Origin of the sequence: Bartonella sp. Raccoon60 (assembly GCF_002022585.1) — a bacterium.
GTDB lineage: Bacteria > Pseudomonadota > Alphaproteobacteria > Rhizobiales > Rhizobiaceae > Bartonella > Bartonella rochalimae.
This window is the reverse complement of the sequence record NZ_CP019786.1, coordinates 680,627-699,358: the sequence shown is the minus strand read 5'-3', so window position 1 is coordinate 699,358 and position 18,732 is coordinate 680,627. Positions and strand designations below refer to the sequence as shown.

The 18,732-nt window shown below is 32.9% G+C and carries 17 protein-coding genes and 1 tRNA gene; 12 read left to right on the top strand and 6 right to left on the bottom strand.

What is annotated here, in order from left to right; genetic code table 11:
* Nucleotide 1: 1 nt before the first annotated feature.
* Nucleotides 2-466: a 50S ribosomal protein L13 gene (rplM, locus tag Bra60_RS03100; protein ID WP_078688579.1), complete on the bottom strand. Its 465-nt coding sequence runs from the start codon at nt 464-466 to the stop codon at nt 2-4.
* Nucleotides 467-702: 236 nt separating this feature from the next.
* Here rplM and recJ point away from each other — a divergent pair, with 236 nt between their 5' ends.
* On the top strand, nt 703-2,487 hold the full coding sequence (recJ, locus tag Bra60_RS03095; protein WP_078698064.1) for a single-stranded-DNA-specific exonuclease RecJ: 1,785 nt from the start codon (nt 703-705) through the stop codon (nt 2,485-2,487).
* A 17-nt stretch (nt 2,488-2,504) separates the two neighbouring features.
* Here the strand turns inward: recJ and parE are convergent, their stop codons facing one another.
* From parE to Bra60_RS03075, 4 genes are all read right to left on the bottom strand, one after another.
* Complete coding sequence (gene parE, locus Bra60_RS03090; RefSeq protein WP_078698063.1) at nt 2,505-4,583, bottom strand: DNA topoisomerase IV subunit B; 2,079 nt, start codon at nt 4,581-4,583, stop codon at nt 2,505-2,507.
* A gap of 94 nt (nt 4,584-4,677) precedes the next feature.
* The gene (gene lipB, locus Bra60_RS03085; RefSeq protein ID WP_078688576.1) at nt 4,678-5,415 is read right to left on the bottom strand and encodes a lipoyl(octanoyl) transferase LipB; all 738 of its coding nucleotides are present in this window, start codon (nt 5,413-5,415) and stop codon (nt 4,678-4,680) included.
* Between the two features lie 280 nt (nt 5,416-5,695).
* Nucleotides 5,696-6,547, bottom strand: a complete 852-nt coding sequence (locus Bra60_RS03080) for a TPM domain-containing protein (protein WP_078688575.1) — start codon at nt 6,545-6,547, stop codon at nt 5,696-5,698.
* Complete coding sequence (locus tag Bra60_RS03075; RefSeq protein WP_078688574.1) at nt 6,548-7,195, bottom strand: LemA family protein; 648 nt, start codon at nt 7,193-7,195, stop codon at nt 6,548-6,550.
* A 670-nt stretch (nt 7,196-7,865) separates the two neighbouring features.
* Here Bra60_RS03075 and Bra60_RS03070 point away from each other — a divergent pair.
* The 7 genes from Bra60_RS03070 to Bra60_RS03040 all read left to right on the top strand — a co-directional run bounded on the left by Bra60_RS03070 (nt 7,866) and on the right by Bra60_RS03040 (nt 14,975).
* On the top strand, nt 7,866-8,753 hold the full coding sequence (locus Bra60_RS03070; protein ID WP_078698062.1) for a septal ring lytic transglycosylase RlpA family protein: 888 nt from the start codon (nt 7,866-7,868) through the stop codon (nt 8,751-8,753).
* Nucleotides 8,754-8,856: 103 nt separating this feature from the next.
* Nucleotides 8,857-10,029 carry a D-alanyl-D-alanine carboxypeptidase family protein gene (locus Bra60_RS03065; protein ID WP_078688572.1) on the top strand — a complete coding sequence of 391 codons (1,173 nt, stop codon included), beginning with the start codon at nt 8,857-8,859 and terminating at the stop codon, nt 10,027-10,029.
* A gap of 42 nt (nt 10,030-10,071) precedes the next feature.
* Nucleotides 10,072-10,713 carry a dTMP kinase gene (gene tmk, locus Bra60_RS03060; RefSeq protein WP_078688571.1) on the top strand — a complete coding sequence of 214 codons (642 nt, stop codon included), beginning with the start codon at nt 10,072-10,074 and terminating at the stop codon, nt 10,711-10,713.
* Complete coding sequence (locus Bra60_RS03055) at nt 10,710-11,765, top strand: DNA polymerase III subunit delta' (protein WP_078698061.1); 1,056 nt, start codon at nt 10,710-10,712, stop codon at nt 11,763-11,765. Before tmk ends, Bra60_RS03055 begins: the two co-directional genes overlap by 4 nt.
* Nucleotides 11,766-11,830: 65 nt before the next feature.
* On the top strand, nt 11,831-13,372 hold the full coding sequence (gene metG, locus Bra60_RS03050; RefSeq protein WP_153300879.1) for a methionine--tRNA ligase: 1,542 nt from the start codon (nt 11,831-11,833) through the stop codon (nt 13,370-13,372).
* Nucleotides 13,373-13,380: 8 nt separating this feature from the next.
* Complete coding sequence (locus Bra60_RS03045) at nt 13,381-14,154, top strand: TatD family hydrolase (RefSeq protein WP_078688569.1); 774 nt, start codon at nt 13,381-13,383, stop codon at nt 14,152-14,154.
* Between the two features lie 8 nt (nt 14,155-14,162).
* Nucleotides 14,163-14,975, top strand: a complete 813-nt coding sequence (locus Bra60_RS03040; RefSeq protein WP_078688568.1) for an MBL fold metallo-hydrolase — start codon at nt 14,163-14,165, stop codon at nt 14,973-14,975.
* Nucleotides 14,976-15,056: 81 nt separating this feature from the next.
* On the opposite strand, the gene pcsA is transcribed toward Bra60_RS03040, so the two are convergent.
* A complete protein-coding gene (pcsA, locus tag Bra60_RS03035; protein WP_078688567.1) occupies nt 15,057-15,818 on the bottom strand; it encodes a phosphatidylcholine synthase in 762 nt (253 codons plus the stop codon).
* A gap of 178 nt (nt 15,819-15,996) precedes the next feature.
* Between pcsA and Bra60_RS03030 the strand changes: the two genes are divergently transcribed.
* From Bra60_RS03030 to Bra60_RS03015, 4 genes are all read left to right on the top strand, one after another.
* A complete protein-coding gene (locus tag Bra60_RS03030; RefSeq protein WP_153300878.1) occupies nt 15,997-17,217 on the top strand; it encodes a UbiH/UbiF family hydroxylase in 1,221 nt (406 codons plus the stop codon).
* A 330-nt stretch (nt 17,218-17,547) separates the two neighbouring features.
* Nucleotides 17,548-17,892, top strand: a complete 345-nt coding sequence (locus Bra60_RS03025; protein ID WP_035005797.1) for a hypothetical protein — start codon at nt 17,548-17,550, stop codon at nt 17,890-17,892.
* Nucleotides 17,870-18,196: a hypothetical protein gene (locus Bra60_RS03020; RefSeq protein ID WP_078698060.1), complete on the top strand. Its 327-nt coding sequence runs from the start codon at nt 17,870-17,872 to the stop codon at nt 18,194-18,196. Before Bra60_RS03025 ends, Bra60_RS03020 begins: the two co-directional genes overlap by 23 nt.
* Before the next feature lie 417 nt (nt 18,197-18,613).
* Nucleotides 18,614-18,703: transfer RNA gene (locus Bra60_RS03015), tRNA-Ser, on the top strand.
* Nucleotides 18,704-18,732: the final 29 nt, after the last annotated feature.

Sequence of the window (18,732 nt, the reverse complement as noted above, 5' to 3'; positions counted from 1 at the left end):
TCTAAGCAATCCTTTTATTTTTGCAATTTAAAGCACCTACATCAAGAATTTCAGGCTGCTGTGCTACATGTGGATGTTCACTACCAGCATAAACACGCAAATTTTTCATTTGACGACGACCAAGAGGGCCACGAGGGATCATACGTTCTACGGCTTTTTCAATAACTCGTTCGGGAAAATGCCCTTCAAGAATTTGACGAGCTGTGCGTTCTTTGATGCCGCCGATATAACCGGTATGCCAATAATATTTTTTATCGGTATATTTTTTTCCAGTAATAACTACTTTATCTGCGTTTATAACAATAACATTATCTCCATCATCGACATGCGGAGTAAAAGTAGCTTTGTGTTTTCCACGTAAGCGGTTAGCAACGAGCGTGGCAAGACGACCTAAAACGAGGTTTTCTGCGTTAATAATAACCCATTTTTTCACCACTTCAGCTGGCTTTTGTGAAAAAGTTGCCATAGAAGTATCCTTTATAAGAATCCCTTTAGAAAGTAAGGGCATTTTTTGTTGCTTGGCGTTGTGTATTATTATCACAACAAAATACACTGCAAATATGCTATTTATTTGATATAATGTCTGATGATTTGCGTCAAGAGAAAATAAAACTTATATAAATGTGCTGTTATAATAACTGTGCCAATAATGATTTACTCATTATTATATTTTTGTTATTTATTGGAGTATTATCAGCAGTAATGGGACGATTTCGTTATTTACTTAATATTCAATCTTCTGCTTGTAATCAAGCTTGGATTGATGCTCTTGATATGGATAGGACTAATAACGCTCGTGCCATTTCTCAAAAGTTTGGTTTACCAGACCAGCTTGCTCGGGTTCTTGCAGCAAGAAATGTTGATGAATCAGAAGCTGTGGTTTTTATTAATCCTACACTGCGCGCTTTAATGCCTAATCCAAAAAAATTTACAGATATGGATTGTGCAGCAGAGCGTTTAGTTAGAGCTATTATAAACCAAGAAAAAATTGCTGTTTTTGGTGATTATGACGTTGATGGTGCTTGTTCAGCAGCGCTTTTAGCACGTTTTTTACATTGTTTTGGTATAATAGTAAAAATCTATATTCCTGATCGTATTATTGAAGGGTATGGTCCAAATGAACAGGCAATGAAAGGATTAGTACAAGAAGGAGCGAATTTAATTATTACAGTTGATTGTGGTGCAAATAGTCCCAATGCTATAAGAGCGGCGAGGCTTGCGGGTGCTGATGTTATTGTTTTAGATCATCATCAAATGGAAAATATTCATGAAGAAGCAGTTGCCCTTGTTAATCCTAATCGTCCTGATGATTTTTCTGAGCAAGGACATTTATGCGCTGCTGGTGTTGTATTTATTACATTAATGTGGGTTAATCGTTTATTGCGAGAGAAAAAGTGGAAAGGGGCGCTACCTGATCTTTTAAGTATGCTTGATCTTGTTGCATTAGCTACCATATGTGATGTTGTTCCATTACAAGGCGTTAATCGTGCTTTTGTGGTTAAAGGGCTTCAGGTGGCTCGTTCTATGCATAATCCTGGAATAGCTGCTTTAGCAAAAGTTGCACGTATAGGAGAACCACTTAATAGTTTTCATTTGGGTTTTTTATTGGGGCCTAGGATTAATGCAGGAGGACGTATAGGAAATCAGGCCTTAGGGGCATATTTACTCAGCTGTAACGATAGAGATGAGGCAGATAGAATAGCGCAACAACTAGACCAACTTAATAAAGAACGCCAAGAAATGGAGATAACTCAATTAGCTCAAGCCGAAGCTTATATTGATTCCATTTATCAAGAAAGGACAATACCATCATCATTTGTAATTGCTCATAAAGGATGGCATCCGGGTATCATTGGTATTCTTGCAGCCCGTTTAAAAGAACGTTTTTTCTGTCCTGTTTTGATAATAGCTTTGAAGGAAGATGGTAGTGGTATTGGATCAGGTCGTTCGATTAGTGGTATAGATTTGGGAGCGCTTGTGCATGAAGCCGTTGCACTAAATTTATTAGAAAAGGGTGGGGGACACAGTATGGCTGCAGGATTTACAATTCAATCAGACAAAATTGAAGCTTTTCGTGAATGGTTAGAAGAAAAAATATCTTTAATAGTTTCGCAATTACGTGCCGAGAAGTCTCTTAGTATAGATGGTTTTCTTTCTGCTTCTGGTGCTAATAAAGATCTTTTTGATATGATTGAAAAAGCTGGTCCTTTTGGCTCAGGAAATGCTACACCTGTTTTTGTTTTTCCTTCTCACCGGTTAGTTAATTTATATGAAGTTGGAAAAGGCCATTTGCGTCTTATTATTTCTAATATTGAAGGCGAAAAATTGCAAGGAATAGCTTTTGGTGCAGTAGGAACAGCTCTTGGTAAGTTTCTTTCTGAAAATATTGGTAAAACAATTCATTTAGCTGGTAATCTTAGTTTAAATCACTGGAGAGGAAATATCAGCCCACAATTGCATGTTATTGATGCAGCTGCAGTGGTTTGATCAATATATTTTGAAGATCAAATATCTAAATTATCTGCAAAAGTAGAATTTTCTTGGATGAAGCGAAACCGTGCTTCTGGCTTAGTTCCCATCAAACTTTCTACTGTATTTTTGGTTTCTTGCATATCAACTGCATCGATAGCAATACGTAAAAGTGTGCGTTTTTGGGGATCCATAGTTGTTTCTTTAAGTTGTTCGGCTCGCATTTCTCCAAGCCCTTTAAAACGTCCAATTTCAATTTTAGCTTTTCCAGTAAATTCAGTTTTTAATAATTCATCTTTATGGTTATCATCACGCGCATAAGCAACTTTTCCTCCTTGTGATATTCTATAGAGAGGGGGCACAGCAAGATATAAATGCCCTTGACGAATAAGATCAGGCATTTCTTGAAAGAAAAAGGTAATCAAAAGTGATGCAATATGAGCACCATCAACATCTGCATCTGTCATAATAATGATACGTTCGTATCTTAGATCATTTTCACGATATTTAGAACGTATTCCACATCCTAGCGCGAGGATAAGATCATTAATTGCTTGGCTTGCACTCATTTTTTCACGAGCTGCACTCGCTACATTTAATATTTTTCCACGAAGAGGTAAAATTGCTTGATTAACTCTATTTCGTGCTTGTTTAGCAGAACCACCAGCAGAATCTCCTTCAACAATGAATAATTCAGCTCCAACAGCGGAGTTTTGACTACAATCTGCTAATTTTCCAGGTAATCGCAATTTACGTACAGCCGTTTTTCGATTTATTTCTTTATCTTGGCGCCGTTTTACACGCTCTTCAGCACGCTCAATAATCCAATCAAGAAGTTTTGTAGCCTCTTGTGGAGAATTAGCAAGCCAATGGTCAAAAGGATCGCGTATTGCATTTTCAACAATACGTTGCGCTTCAATTGTTGCTAATCGATCTTTAGTTTGTCCAACAAACTCAGGCTCTCTGATGAAAACTGAAAGGATTGCAATTGCTGAAATCATTACGTCATCGGAAGTAATAATAGCAGAACGTTTATTGCCTATTAATTCAGCATAGGCTTTTAGACTACGCAAGAGAGCTTGTCGTAATCCTGCTTCATGTGTCCCACCTTCTCCCGTTGGAATAGTGTTACAATAAGAGTGTACGCAAGCATCACCACCATACCAAGCGATAGCCCATTCAACTGAACCATGAGCCCCATGCTGTTTTGTTTTACCAGAAAAAACCTCAGATGTTACACGATATTCATTTTTCAATGAGGATAATAAATAATCTTTTAATCCATCAGGAAAGTGAAAAACAGCTTTTTCAGGAATATTTTTTATACCTTCAAGCATTTTAGAATCACAATTCCAGCGAATTTTTACTCCACCAAAAAGATAGGCTTTAGAGCGCGCCATCTTATAGATTTTTTCTGGTTCAAAGGCTACTTTCTCACCAAAAATTTTACTATCGGGATGAAAGCGGACGCGCGTACCGCGACGATTATAAACATCACCTAGATTTTCTAAGCCAGATTGAGGAATACCGCGTGAAAAACGTTGACGATAAAGTTTACGATCTCGTGCTACTTCAACTTCCATATCATCAGAAAGAGCATTAACAACAGAAATGCCTACTCCATGTAATCCACCAGAGGTTTGATAAGCTTTCCCATCAAATTTTGCGCCTGAATGAAGTTGTGTCATAATGACTTCAAGAGTAGATTTATCTGGCATTTGAGGATGATTTTCAACAGGGATTCCACGTCCATTATCTGTAACTGTTAAATAACCTTGCTCATCCAATGAGACATCAATTAAATCGGCATAACCAGCGACAGCTTCATCCATTGCGTTGTCGATAATTTCAGAAAATAAATGATGAAGCGCTTTGCTATCTGTTCCACCAATATACATTCCAGGTCGTAAGCGTACAGGCTCTAAACCTTCGAGTACTCGGATAGATAAGGCGTTATACTCATCTTTTTTTATATCATTTTTGGAAGCAGAGGTAGAAATTGACCGAGATGTTTCTTGTGTGGTTACTGAAATTGGCTTATTTTTCTCTTTTGCTTCTATGCGGGACTGAGCATTATTTAAAATACTAAAAAGATCTTTATTATTATCGCTCATATCACTCGATCGTCTATCTAAGTTTAAATTGTATAAATAAACCTTTAATCAGAATTAAATTTTATGCCCGTTTTTTAGTTAAAAATCAATGCACTTAGGAAATATCAATTGTCGGACCAAAAATTTGTTCAAAAGCTTGTTTCATAGCAATATCAACATCATGCATTGTTATAGGTAAACCTAGGTCCAGTAAACTTGTTACACCGTGATTTGCAATTCCACAGGGAACAATTCCTGTATAGTGAGATAAATCGGGATCGATATTAATACAAATGCCATGAAAGCTTACCCATCTACGTATACGAATACCAATAGCAGCAATTTTATCTTCAGCAAACGTTCCGTTTAGTGTCAGTGGGCGATCAGGCCGAATAACCCAAACACCAACTCGATCTTCGCGACGTTCTCCTTTAATATTAAATTGTGCAAGTGTTTGTATGATCCACTGTTCTAGTGCACTAATAAAAGCACGTATATCTTGTTTTCGACGTTTAAGATCAAGCATAACATAAGCAACACGTTGTCCTGGACCATGATATGTAAATTCACCACCACGACCAGCTTTATATACAGGAAGAGAATGAGGAGCTAATAAATCTTTTTGTTGAGCACTTGTTCCTGCTGTATAAAGGGGAGGGTGTTCAAGAAGCCAAACTTGCTCATATGCAGTTTTTGCGGAAATATTCTCTACGCGTTCTTGCATATAGCATAATGCTTCAGGATATTCGATTAAGCTATCACTTATTTTCCACTCAACTGGTGAAGCATTGTGAGTCGCTTTAAAATGATGTAATAAATAATTGCGATCAGTATGTTTCAATTTAGATATCATTAAAAATATATCTGAAGTTATTTGGTTTTTTATTAGTAAGTAACAAGATACGATATAGGTTTGTTTATTAAAATGAAAATGAAAAATGGACGGTGTAGATATTTTTTCTTAAAGTCATAAAAATAAACTCTATTATTTTGAATTATTATAGTCTAATAAAATCTTAAAATGACTAAGAACTTTTTAATTCATAATTTAATTTGTCATTTTTTGTTATATTATTGTTTTTAAAAAGTTATTCTATTTAATATAGAAGTGATTAATCTGTATTAAAGATACTTTACCATCTTCCTGATGCACCACCTCCACCTGATGAGCCTCCTCCACCTTTAAAACCGCCCCTATTTGAATGTCTTCTGAATATATTATCAGAGCGTTTACCATCAATACTCAAATTGATAAACCAAAGAGTAAAAATGATTCCCATCCAACGATATTTTTGTGGACCTACTTTTTGGCCAAAAATCATTGCTAAAATAGGTAAACCAATCACTATAAAAAAAATTAAAAATATAATTGTATTAAATATCATTTCTTCTTGTTTTTCTTGTTTACGCTGTATTTCAATGGCTTTAGCTTTTTCCTTGATTCGGGAAATAAAATCAGAATCATTTTCTATAATAATTTTGGTTATTGCGTTGATTGCTTCGATGATACCTTGTTGATAATTCTTATTACGAAAATTAGGAAGAATAAAATTATTAATAATGACTGAAGAAACCGCGTCTGTTAATTCTCCTTCTAAACCATAGCCTACTTCAATACGTACTTCACGTTCGTTTGGAGCAATAACAAGTAAGACACCATTATTCATCTTCTTTTGACCTAGGGCCCACTTACGGAAAAGTAAATTACTATAGGTTTCGATATCAATTCCAGAAAGAGTAGGAACAGTTACAATAACAATTTGATCACCTGTTTGCTCTTCTAAAGCAGAGAGTTTTGTTGTCAAATTTTTTATTGTTGTATGGTCAAGTAAGTGAGCTGTGTCACTAACGTGACCAGTTAAATGAGGAAATGAGATTTGCGAATAGGCAATATCATTCAACGTAATAATTAAATATAAAAAGCTTGTACAAGCTAAAAAAACTAAAATAATACTACGTTGAATAGAATATCGAAATGGTATCATTTAATTGAAATTAACCCGCGGTGTTTGTTGAGCATTACTATCAATTGTAAATGTTTGCATAGATTTTGCATCGCGAAACCATAACTTTGCCCAAATCATTGTTGGCATTGTTTTGAGTGCAGTATTGTACACGCGTACTGCTTCAATATAATCACGGCGGGCGATAGAAATACGATTTTCAGTTCCCTCTAATTGTGATTGAAGAGCTAAAAAATTTTGATTTGCTTTAAGATCAGGATAATTTTCAACAATAGCCACCAGACGTGAAAGAGCACTTGATAAATTTGCTTGATTATTGAGATATTGTTGCATAATTTCTGGGTTATTTAACATATCAGCATTAATAGTTGTTTGCGTTGCTTTTGCACGTGCTTCGATAACATCAGAAAGTACGTTTTTCTCATGTGATGCATAACCTTTAACAGTTTCTACAAGATTAGGAACGAGATCTGCACGGCGTTGATATTGGTTTAAAACTTCACTCCATGCTGCATGTGCTTTTTCTTCATTTGTTGGTATTATATTAAATCCACATCCGCTTAAAAATGGTATTAAAAACGCTAAAAAAACAATAATAAAAAATGATTTTAATATTTTTAATTGAGGATAGATAGCTATAGTTCGTTGTGTAGTTAGTACATCTAGCATAAAATATCTCCGAAAACTTATTCACGTATATAGGGTATATTTTATAATAGGGTATATTTTATATATGGCAAAGCATTTTGAGTTTTGAAACTGACTCATTAATATTAATATTAATATCTTTAATGTTTGTTATCGATATTGCTCATTTTAGAGACGCATCAAAAATTCTTCCTTAAATAGTTCAGGCTTTTAAAAACATGAGTAAATGGATTTCATTATAGCATATAATTCCACAACTCGAATTCTTGTGCGCTTAATCAATAATGTTTTTCAATAGACTCTATGTATAAATTAACAAGAAATTGTCAAGCCGATTCGTTAAGTATGTCTGTCTGCACTCTTAATTAAGAACTACTTATAAGTTATTCACATAAATATATACTGTTTATTTTATAAATTATATCATGATTAGTTTGTTCAAAATTCTATTATAATAAATTGATTTTATTAAATTTTAATGACTATTTTATCTTTTTAAAATAGTATTTATTATTCTAATACAATAATAAATATTTTTAACGTTCTGTTAACCTCTTGATAAAAAGTAAACTTTAATAATACCATATATACTCACTTGGGAATAAGAATTTTCATAGCATTAATTCCCTTAACTCATATGCAGAGTTTTGTTTGTGTACATAATGTAAAATAGAAATAAGCGGGTTGATAAATGCTTTTAGATAGCAAAGAAAAATTTATTTTCACTGTTAAATTAATATTTCGATTTATTTTTATAGTAGTTTTCACTCAATTGTTAACAGCTTGTGCAAATCCAATAATGCAGCTTTCAACAAAAAATGTTGATAATAATAAAGTTGTAAAGGCTAAAGCTATTTCTGTGCCTGAAAGAATTTTAAATGGACAGAAACAGAATAAATTAAAAAACAAAGTTGCAAAAGGAGTTGTTATTGGTAAGCCTTACCAAATAAAAGGAAAGTGGTACTATCCAGAATCTGACCCAACGTATCAGCGTGTTGGGCAGGCATCGTGGTATGGTTCATATTTTCATGGACGCCCAACTGCAAATGGTGAAGTCTATGATATGAATCTTTTAACTGCAGCACATCCTACTATGCCATTACCTAGCTATGCTCGTGTTACTAATTTGAAAAATGGGTCCTCTATCATCGTTAGAGTAAATGATCGTGGTCCTTACATGAAGAATAGAATTATTGATCTATCAAAACAAGCTGCAATAATGCTCGGTTATTTAAATCAAGGCATAGCGGATGTTAAAGTGGAATATATTTCTGAAGCGCCTATTAATAATTATGATAGTGAATATTTAATGGCTTCTTATAATCCTGGCAATTATAATCCACCTATGATTATGGCATTTTCAGATACTTCAGATATCTTAGATACCGCAGCGGCACAAAAAGATATTACATTGTTTACTTTTAATGCGAATGATTATAATGCGAGTAATCAGAAGGAAAAAAATGAAACTATTTCAATAAGATTGCCGGAAATTGGTCCAGTTTTGATTGATAAGCCTACATCATTCTATCACGTTGCTTCTATTAAAAACAGACGTAGTAAATTAAATGGTGTTTAAAGCATTTTTATAATCTGTAAACGCTTTAATTTAAAAAGAGAAGAAACCTTTTCTTATGTAATAAACCGCCTTATGTTGATTCTAAAAGAGAGGGAGAATCAGCATGTATCTGTTATTGAAGGTTTTATTTTCCTTAACTTGGATATTAATATTCAATGAACAAGGACAAACAAAAAAGTTTCAAACATCTGCATTGCAATTGCTGATATTGGATGACAATACAGATACAATACTTTTTGAAAAACAAAGTGATATTGTTTTTTTTCCTGCTTCATTAGCAAAATTAATGACAGCTGAAGTGGTTTTTTATCAACTCAAAAAAGGATTTTTAAATAAAACACAAAAATTTAAAGTTAGTGAAAATGCTTGGCGAAAAGGAGGGGCGCCTTCCGGTACAACCACTATGTTTGCAAAGGAAAAAACGGAAATTAGTATTTTTGATCTTTTGCATGGCCTTGTTATTGTTAATGGAAATGATGCAGCTATTATTCTGGCTGAAGGAATAGCCGGTAATGAGGCTAATTTTGCAAAATTGATGAATAAAAGAGCTAAAACGCTTGGATTGCTACACAGCCATTTTGTTAATGCAACAGGGCTGCCTGAAAAAGGACAATTTACAACCTTACGTGATATAATTACATTAGTACGCCATATTGCTCGTGAATATCCTGATTATTATGCTCTTTATCGTGAGCCTAATTTTACTTGGAATAAGATCACTCAGCGCAATAAAAATTCCCTTATTTTTCAAGAAAATGATGTAAAAATAGAGGGGCTAGGTTTTGGTTATAGTGAAGAAGTAGGTTTTTCAACTGTTATTTCTGCTTATAATAATCAGCAACGTATTTTTCTTGCAATTAACGGTCTGCAAAATAAACAAGAGCGTACAAAAGAAGTAAAGCGCATTCTTGAATGGGCTATGACAGCTTTTGATCTTAAAACAGTTTTTACAAGAGATGAGGTGGTTGGTTATGCTTCTGTTTATGGTGGAGCACAAAATTCTGTTCCGCTTAATGTTAAAGAGCCGATAAGTTTTATGCTTTTAAAGCAAAAAAATTTTAATGATGTTAACGCAATAATTCAGTATCATGGCCCATTAAAAGCTCCCGTCACTACAGGACAAAAAGTTGGTATTATTCAAATTTTTTCAGATAAACAACTTCTTGTTGAAAAATTAATTTGGGCTGGAGCAGATGTTCAAAAAGGAAATTTTTTTGTAAAAGTAAAAGATGCATTTCATGAAATAACAATTGGATGGTTACGAAAATATTTATAATGAGCAAACATGCACAAAAATAAGGAATTAAGAGATTCATACATGTCAGGCTACTTTATTACATTTGAAGGAGGAGAAGGTGTAGGAAAAACAACACAAATTTCTTTGCTTGCTCAATATTTAGGTAGAAAAGGTTATGATGTTATTATAACACGTGAACCTGGAGGAACAGCAGGCGCAGAAGCAATACGCTATATTTTATTATCAGGTAGTGTAGCACAATATGGGTCATTTATTGAAACGTTTTTATTTACAGCAGCACGTGCCGATCATGTTTCTGAAATCATTATGCCTTCTTTGCAAGCTGGAAAAATTGTTTTATGTGATCGATTTATTGATTCTACACGTGTTTATCAAGGGATAAATAATAGAGTGGATGCACATATTTTTTCTATTTTAGAACATATTGGTATGAAGGGAATAAAACCTGATTTAACGTTTTTATTAGATATACCCGCAAAACTTGGTATAGAGCGTGTAAACTTACGAAGAAGAAAAATAGAAAAAATTGATTATTTTGAAAAAGATGATCTCGCTATTCAAGAGCAAAGACGCCAAGCTTTTCTTGAATTAGCGAAACATGAACCCCATAGATTTCAAGTTATTGATGGTACATGCGCAGTTGAAGTAATTGCGGATCAGATAAAAGATATTTGTCATCAGTTACTACCGGCTTTTCCATGAATGGTATAAATTTTTTATGTCAATATGATGATATTGACGGCATTTTATCACCTTCACAGAATAATATTCTCATTGGCCATGAAGAGGCTCGTCATTTTTTAGAACAAATGCTTAGAGAAGGGCGGCTGCATCATGCGCTATTATTTGAAGGAGAACGTGGGATAGGAAAAGCAACGTTAGCATTTCACTTTGCTTGGAATATTTTAAATTCTCAAAAAGATAAATTTTTACAACCAGAACAAGATTCAATTATATGGCGCCAAATTAAGCAGGGTAGTCATCCCAGTATTATACATGTCTCACGTCGTTTTAATACAAAAACAAAAAAGTTCAAAACAGGTATCACAGTTGATGATATCCGCGATATCAAGCATTTTTTAAATCAAACGTTTCAAGATAGCTTATGGCGCATTATCATTATTGATTCTGCAGATGATATGAATAAAAATGCTACAAACGCTATTCTTAAAATGCTTGAAGAGCCTCCAACAAAAACTTTATTTATTATTATTTCGCATTCTTTAGGCAAATTGCTTCCAACAATTCGTTCACGTTGTCAAAAAATCTCCCTAAGACCTTTACATAAGGATGAAATGCAAAAAGCTATTTCACATTTTTTTTCCAATCAGGTATTAACTAATCCGCAAAATATTGAAACAATTATTCACAAATCTCGGGGAAGTCTTCGAAAAGCAGCATTACTTCTTTGTTATGATGGGCTTGAAGTTATTCAAACTATTAATCAGCTCTTAGAGCAATCTATTTGTAATCCTGTTATTGTGCATAATTTTGCTCAAGCGCTTTCATCATCTGATGCGGAGATACAATTTCAACAGTTTTGTAATGAAATTCTTGATATAATTCACAAAAAAGCTCTTAAGTTAGTAGAAGAGGGAGCTATTCATTTATCAAAAAAGTATGCGCAAATGTGGCAAAATATTTTTCAAGCAATGATAGAAATGCAATCATTTAATCTTGATAAAAAGCAATTTGTGATTAATCTTCTTTTTAAAATTCATGAGATTGTTTATGAAAATAAGTTTTTTCCGTGACAATGTTATGAACAAACATTATGTCACTATATTCTTTGGTTATATTTTACAAAATGAGTATAATTATGCGTGACATATACTATATAACGACTCCAATTTTTTATCCCAATAGTGCTCCGCATATTGGACATGCCTATAACGCAATTGTAAGTGATACTTTGGCTCGTTTTCAAAAAGCTGATGGAAAAAATGTATTTTTTCTATCTGGTACGGATGAACATGGTCTAAAGATGCAACAAACAGCAGAAATGTTAAATATAACACCTCAACAACTTGCAGATCGCAACAGTGCTGTTTTTCAAAAAATGCTTGCAGTGCTTAATTGCTCTAATAATGATTTTATTCGCACAACGGAAGAACGGCATCATAAAGCTTGTCAAGAACTTTGGAAAAAAATGGAAGCTAAAGGTGATATTTATCTTGGTTGTTATGCTGGTTGGTATTCAGTTCGTCAAGAATCTTACTATGAAGAGAAAGATACCGAAGTTGATCAAGAAGGAGTTCGTCGTGAGAAAGAGTTAGGATCTCCAGTTGAATGGAATGAAGAAGAAAGTTATTTTTTCAGACTTTCACGTTATGAAAAAGCACTTCTTCAACATTATGAAAAATATCCTGATTTTATTGGGCCTAATGAGCGACGCAATGAAATTATAAGTTTTGTTAAATCAGGCCTGAAAGACATTTCCATTTCACGAACAACTTTTGATTGGGGCATTCGTGTTCCGGGAAATCCAAAACATGTAATGTACGTTTGGGTTGATGCACTAACAAATTATCTTACTGGAATTGATTTTTTCAATGAGACTTCGGAAAAACGTAATTTTTGGCCTGCAGATGTCCATATTATTGGTAAAGACATTACTCGTTTTCATGCAATTTATTGGCCAGCATTTTTAATGTCTGCTGAAATTGAATTACCTAAACGAATTTTCGCACACGGATTTTTACTTAATCGCGGTGCTAAAATGTCAAAGTCTATTGGAAATGTAGTTGATCCTTTTGAAATGGTTGATCGTTATGGACTTGATCAAGTACGTTATTTTTTTCTTCGTGAAGTACCATTTGGACAAGATGGTAGTTGCAATCATGATAATTTTGTAAATCGCATTAATGCTGATCTTGCTAATGATCTTGGTAATTTAGCGCAACGTTCTTTATCTATGGTTGAAAAAAATTGTAATATGAAAGTTCCTACGCCAGCTGCATTTCTAATTCAAGATGAACAACTGTTGAAACAATCTCTTCAAGTGCTTGAAGTTGTCCGCCAAACTATGTCAAATCAGGCCCCACATTCAGCACTTTCGGCTATTTTTTCAGTTGTAGCAGATGCCAATCGTTATTTTTCTAATGAAGAGCCTTGGAGTTTGCGTAAAAATAATCCAGAAAGGTTTTTTACAGTTCTCTATACAACTTTAGAGGTTTTGCGGCGAATAGGGATCATGCTTTTACCTTTCATTCCACAATCAGCAACTAAACTTCTTGATAGTCTTGCAATTGCTGAAGAGGATCGATTATTGCATCATATTAGTGATTTAAAAATTAAAGAGGAGACAGTACTTCCACCACCAGTACCAATTTTCCCTCGTTATATTTCTAAAGAAAGCTGATATTAACAATGTTAATTGATACGCACTGCCATCTTGATTTTGAGGATTTTTCACAAGACTTGAGTGGAATTATCCAGCGAGCTCTAGCTGCTAATGTTGGACGCATGATAACAATTTCGACACATTCTCATAAGCTCGATAAGCTTTTAGAAATTACACAAACTTATGATCAAGTCTTTTGTTCTGTTGGAACTCATCCTAACTATGTACATGAAGAACAAAATATTCAAGTTGAAAATCTTATTCATTTATCAAGGCATCCTAAAATCGTTGCATTTGGTGAATCTGGACTTGATTATCATTACAATTATTCTTCGCCTCAAGAGCAAAAGAAAAATTTTATAAAGCATATTATTGCTTCTCAAGAAACACAATTACCTCTTGTGATTCATTCGCGTAATGCTGATTTAGATATGGAACAAATATTACGTGAGAAAATAAAAGAAAAATGTTTTCCATTTATTCTTCATTGTTATTCTTCTGGAATGCAGCTTGCTCATGCCGGTATTGAACTTGGTGGCTATATATCTTTTTCAGGTATTCTTACTTTCAAGAATGCTTCTGAAATTCGTGAAATAGCAAAGATTGTTCCTCATAAGCGCTTATTGATTGAAACAGATGCTCCGTTTTTAGCACCTGTTCCTTATCGTGGTAAAACAAATGAGCCATCTTTTTTGTATCATACAGCTACTGTTCTTGCTAAAACTATTAATTTAAGCATTGAAGAAACAATACAAATAACAACGCAGAATGCTTTTCGTTTGTTTAGTAAAATGAAATAGAGCAAAAAATGTGTCATCGATATCGTTTTACAATATTGGGTTGCGGTTCATCACCAGGAGTACCACGTCCTAATGGTTATTGGGGAGCTTGTGATTCAAATAATTCTAAAAATAAACGCTATAGAACTTCTTTATTAGTTGAACGAATTCATAAATTAGGAATGAAAACAACAGCCATTATTGATACTGGTCCAGATTTTCGTTCACAAATGATTAATGCGCGTGTTAGTCATCTTAATGCTGCTGTTTATACGCATTTCCATGCAGATCATACTCACGGTATTGATGATTTACGCAGCTATGCTCTTGCACAAAAATGTTTAATAGATATTTATGCAGATGCTTTTACGTTAAAACACCTTAATAAAGCTTTTGGTTATTGTTTTCAAACGCCAAAAGGATCACATTATTTACCTATCTTAAAAGAAAATCTTATATGTGAAAAAAGTGAGTTTAGAATCCAAGGGGAGGGTGGAGACATTATTTTAAAGGCACATTTACAAATTCATGGCCCCACTCATTCTTTGGGTTTTCGTATTGGTAATGTTGCTTATTGCACAGATGTTAGCGAATTTCCTGAAGAAACACTATCAGGCCTTATGAATTTAGATGTTTTAATTATTGATGCTCTTCAATTTAAGCCTCATCCAAGCCATTTTTCAGTTGATCAAGCATTATATTGGATAAAATATTTGAAACCAAAACGGGCTATATTAACACATATGGATAACTCGCTTGATTATAATGATGTTGTAAATTATGTCCCAGCACATGTTGAGCCAGCGTATCAAGGACTTACTTTTGAAACAAATGTACTATAAGACGGATATTTTATAAATTATCGCATAATATATATTATGGAACTTTAATTCATTAAAATTAATATAAGAATAATTGCTTTCTTATTTTTTCTTATTTTTTACACCTAATTTTGGAAAAAATTGCATAACAGCACCAATGCAATAAATGTAAAAACCAGAGATTGAAATTCCAATTTTAATCCAATTTGGAGCATTTAGCTGGTGAAAAAGTGCAGCTATACCAAAACAGCACCATATAAGAAAAATTAGAAAATTAAGCACACGTAATCGGATAACTCTCACTGGATGGATAAAATAAATAGGTAAAAAAGATATAATTGCCGATAAAGAAATAATAATGAAAGTAACATATTCCCCCGGTCTTAGTACAAAAAGCATAAACACTATCATATTCCAAACTACAGGAAATCCTTTAAAAAAATTTTCTTCAGTTTTCATTCCAGTATCTGCGTAATAAATAGCTGATGAAATGATGATAACGGCGCTTAATATAAATGATAGTCTAGGATTCATAAAACCACTTTGATAAAGCGCAAATGCCGGAATTAAAACATAAGTTATGTAATCAATAATATTGTCTAGTATTTCACCAGACCAGGTTGGAAGTACACATTTTATGTCTAATTTACGTGCAATTGGCCCATCAATACCATCAATAAAAAGAGCAAGTCCAAGCCAGAAAAACATAGAGACCCATTCTTTTTCGGATGCAGATATTAGAGAGAGAAACGCCAAAAATGAGCCTGAGGCTGTTAATAAATGAACAGAAAATGCTTTTACTTGCAATACTGTTATTATTTTTGGATATAAGCTATCCCTATTGATTTTAGTCTTAGGTTTCAAGGTTTTCTATCCTAATTAGAGCCTTTATTCATTTTTTAAAATGCTATCTCTGTTTATTTTATGACTGATATCTAAAAAGAGTACAAGATAACTACTTTATATTTATTTAGGTAATATAATAAGATATAATTTATGTGAAGATGTTATAACAATTAATATTAAAAAGGCTTAAACAATCTTGATATCTAAAAAAAATATGCATCAAAATATTGCCGTCATTGGTGCTGGCCAAATCGGTATGTTGGCAGCACTTAATCTTGCTCGCAAAGGGCATTCTGTATCTTTGATTGGTCCACCTGCTAAAAGAGATGAATTACGAACAACTGCTCTTATGATGCCTACAATTCATATGCTGCAAACCCTCAATATTTGGGATACTCTTAAATGTCATGCAGCAGCTTTATCTTCAATTAGAATTATTGATATAACATCTCAGATTATACGAGCCCCTACTGTAAACTTTCACTCCGTTGAAATTGGTGAAAAAGCTTTCGGTTATAATATACCTAATTTAAAATTAAATGACGCTTTAACCAATACTATTAAACATACACCAAATATTACAAGGTTTTTTTCTTTAGTAAAAGATTTTAGTCATCAAAAAGATCATATTTGCATTATTCTTGAAGACGAAGAAGTTATTAAAGCACCACTTGTTGTTGCTGCTGATGGACGTTCTTCTCCGACAAGAGCAGCGGCTGGAATTAATATCAAACAATGGAATTACCCACAAATAGCACTTGTTTTTAATTTTTTACATAATTTACCTCATCAAAATATATCAACTGAATTTTATACAAAAGATGGTCTTTTTACGCAAGTTCCTTTACCAGGTAATAAATCTAGTCTTGTATGGATTGGTAGCCCTTCTCGTGCTAAAGAGCTTTTGAATATGGAATTAGAAGAGGTTGCAACAATGATTGAAAATCAAATGCAAGCAATTCTTGGTGAAATAAAAATAGAAACTAAGATTCAAACATGGCCTCTTTTAGGTCTTATTCCTGATCTTTTTGCTGCTAATAGAATAATTTTAGTTGGTGAAGCAGCTCATGTTTTTCCTCCCATTGGTGCACAGGGATTTAATTTAGGGGTACGTGATATTCAAACTTTGGTTGATCTCATACCCGATGGAGTATCTACTGCTGCTTTAAAAGAAATTACTGCGAATTATAATCAACATCGTAAATCTGATATATTTATTCGAAGTGGTTTCGTTCATACACTTAGCTATGCCTTACTCTCCAATATGTTACCTGTTCATATTTTACGCAGTGCTGGGCTTGAATTATTACGTAATTGCTCACCATTACGTCATTTATTTATGAGAGAAGGAATGGATTATGGTTATGGCTCTAAAACAATTATGAATATGTTCACAACCAAGTCAATTAATAATTAGATTATTGAGTAATGAAGAAATATATTTTACTCTTCTAAATACAAGTCTAACCATATAAAAATGAAAATCTTTAATTTTTTCTCATTATTAATATAAGCTTTAAGAGCTAGAAAATCTTTAAAAAGTTTTTTTCATAAATAAAAACTAATATATAAATGCGCGCGCATTAAAATAAACGCTCATACAATTTGTTAAAACGAAAACAATCTTACTATTTTCTATAAAATAGTATTGAAAATAAAATATTAGGGAACTCATTAAGAATAAAAGGGTTAAGTTAGATAAATGTGAATATTTGAGGAAATTTTTCCCATCAATGGTACATAAACAATGAAATTAAATAAAAGTTTGAGATTAACTATTCTTTTTATGGTAATTGTTTGTATCTCACCCACTGTTATCGCTTTACCAATAAACATTTACTACGATCCCTGTTATCTAACATCCAAATATATTGTCTTTCAAAAAACAAGCAAAGTAGGAAAAAACTCTTTTACCGCTTCACAAATCAGAAATTATCTTACAAAAAATGGTTTTAGAAATATTAAACGGTTACGTTTAGATGATAAAGGTGTTTGGCGTGCTTTAGCAGAATTTAAAAACTGTTATTTTCTTATATCTATTGATTATTCTGGAACAATAAGCATTCAAAATGAAAGAAAAAAATATGATTAATTTAAAAGCTTATAGTGATATTAATTCAGAAAATTATGGAAGAAGTTTTTTGAAAAGAATTTATTATTATATTAAAGATTTAGCATTGATTGGAGCCCTCAATGGTAGTTTATCAGGAGCAGTTGCAGCAATTCTTGCGAATTATGGCTATATTTCTCTTCCAGGATTTGGTCCAATTATCGCAATAGGTATACGCCTAACACTTCCCGCCGGAATAATAATTGGTGTTACAATAGGATCAGTAATAGGTATCATTATTAGTATTATTTTTAAGTTTTTAGATAATTGTAATACTTTTCAATAATTATTTTTTTAAAGTTTTGTGATGATAAAAATTTAATTATTTATATTATATATGAATTAATTCTTTTCTTTATATTATCATTTTATTTCATCATTATAGATTTTTATTTTAATAAGTTATCTCATTATATATTACAAACATGTTAATTGATATTTATTAAGGCATTATGCGTTTTCTGTATTTTCTCGTAGCAAATGTTATAAAATATTAACAACTCTCCTCCCCTTTCCTGTTTTCTAATATCCAAATTTACAATTAAGATTCAAAAGTATTATTATATTGATGATGCTTATTCATTTTGATAAAAATATTTAAAACAATTTAATTAAAATGTTTAGAAATAAATTTAGGTCATTGACCTTTTAAAAGAACCTTGTAAAAAGTATATTGCTCTTTGAACAAGGTTGTATTTACTTTGGAGGGGTGGTCGAGTGGTTTAAGGCACCGGTCTTGAAAACCGGCGTGCAGGGAACTGTACCGTGGGTTCGAATCCCACCCCCTCCGCCATAGCACTTTTATCGTGCTATAACATACTG

What these genes read in the sequence shown, in the direction of transcription:
- rplM (WP_078688579.1), bottom strand. Translation starts at nt 466, where the DNA reads ATGGCAACTTTTTCACAAAAGCCAGCTGAAGTGGTGAAAAAATGGGTT.
- recJ (WP_078698064.1), top strand. Translation starts at nt 703, where the DNA reads ATGGGACGATTTCGTTATTTACTTAATATTCAATCTTCTGCTTGTAAT.
- parE (WP_078698063.1), bottom strand. Translation starts at nt 4,583, where the DNA reads ATGAGCGATAATAATAAAGATCTTTTTAGTATTTTAAATAATGCTCAG.
- lipB (WP_078688576.1), bottom strand. Translation starts at nt 5,415, where the DNA reads ATGATATCTAAATTGAAACATACTGATCGCAATTATTTATTACATCAT.
- Bra60_RS03080 (WP_078688575.1), bottom strand. Translation starts at nt 6,547, where the DNA reads ATGATACCATTTCGATATTCTATTCAACGTAGTATTATTTTAGTTTTT.
- Bra60_RS03075 (WP_078688574.1), bottom strand. Translation starts at nt 7,195, where the DNA reads ATGCTAGATGTACTAACTACACAACGAACTATAGCTATCTATCCTCAA.
- Bra60_RS03070 (WP_078698062.1), top strand. Translation starts at nt 7,866, where the DNA reads ATGCTTTTAGATAGCAAAGAAAAATTTATTTTCACTGTTAAATTAATA.
- Bra60_RS03065 (WP_078688572.1), top strand. Translation starts at nt 8,857, where the DNA reads ATGTATCTGTTATTGAAGGTTTTATTTTCCTTAACTTGGATATTAATA.
- tmk (WP_078688571.1), top strand. Translation starts at nt 10,072, where the DNA reads ATGTCAGGCTACTTTATTACATTTGAAGGAGGAGAAGGTGTAGGAAAA.
- Bra60_RS03055 (WP_078698061.1), top strand. Translation starts at nt 10,710, where the DNA reads ATGAATGGTATAAATTTTTTATGTCAATATGATGATATTGACGGCATT.
- metG (WP_153300879.1), top strand. Translation starts at nt 11,831, where the DNA reads ATGCGTGACATATACTATATAACGACTCCAATTTTTTATCCCAATAGT.
- Bra60_RS03045 (WP_078688569.1), top strand. Translation starts at nt 13,381, where the DNA reads ATGTTAATTGATACGCACTGCCATCTTGATTTTGAGGATTTTTCACAA.
- Bra60_RS03040 (WP_078688568.1), top strand. Translation starts at nt 14,163, where the DNA reads ATGTGTCATCGATATCGTTTTACAATATTGGGTTGCGGTTCATCACCA.
- Bra60_RS03025 (WP_035005797.1), top strand. Translation starts at nt 17,548, where the DNA reads ATGAAATTAAATAAAAGTTTGAGATTAACTATTCTTTTTATGGTAATT.
- Bra60_RS03020 (WP_078698060.1), top strand. Translation starts at nt 17,870, where the DNA reads ATGAAAGAAAAAAATATGATTAATTTAAAAGCTTATAGTGATATTAAT.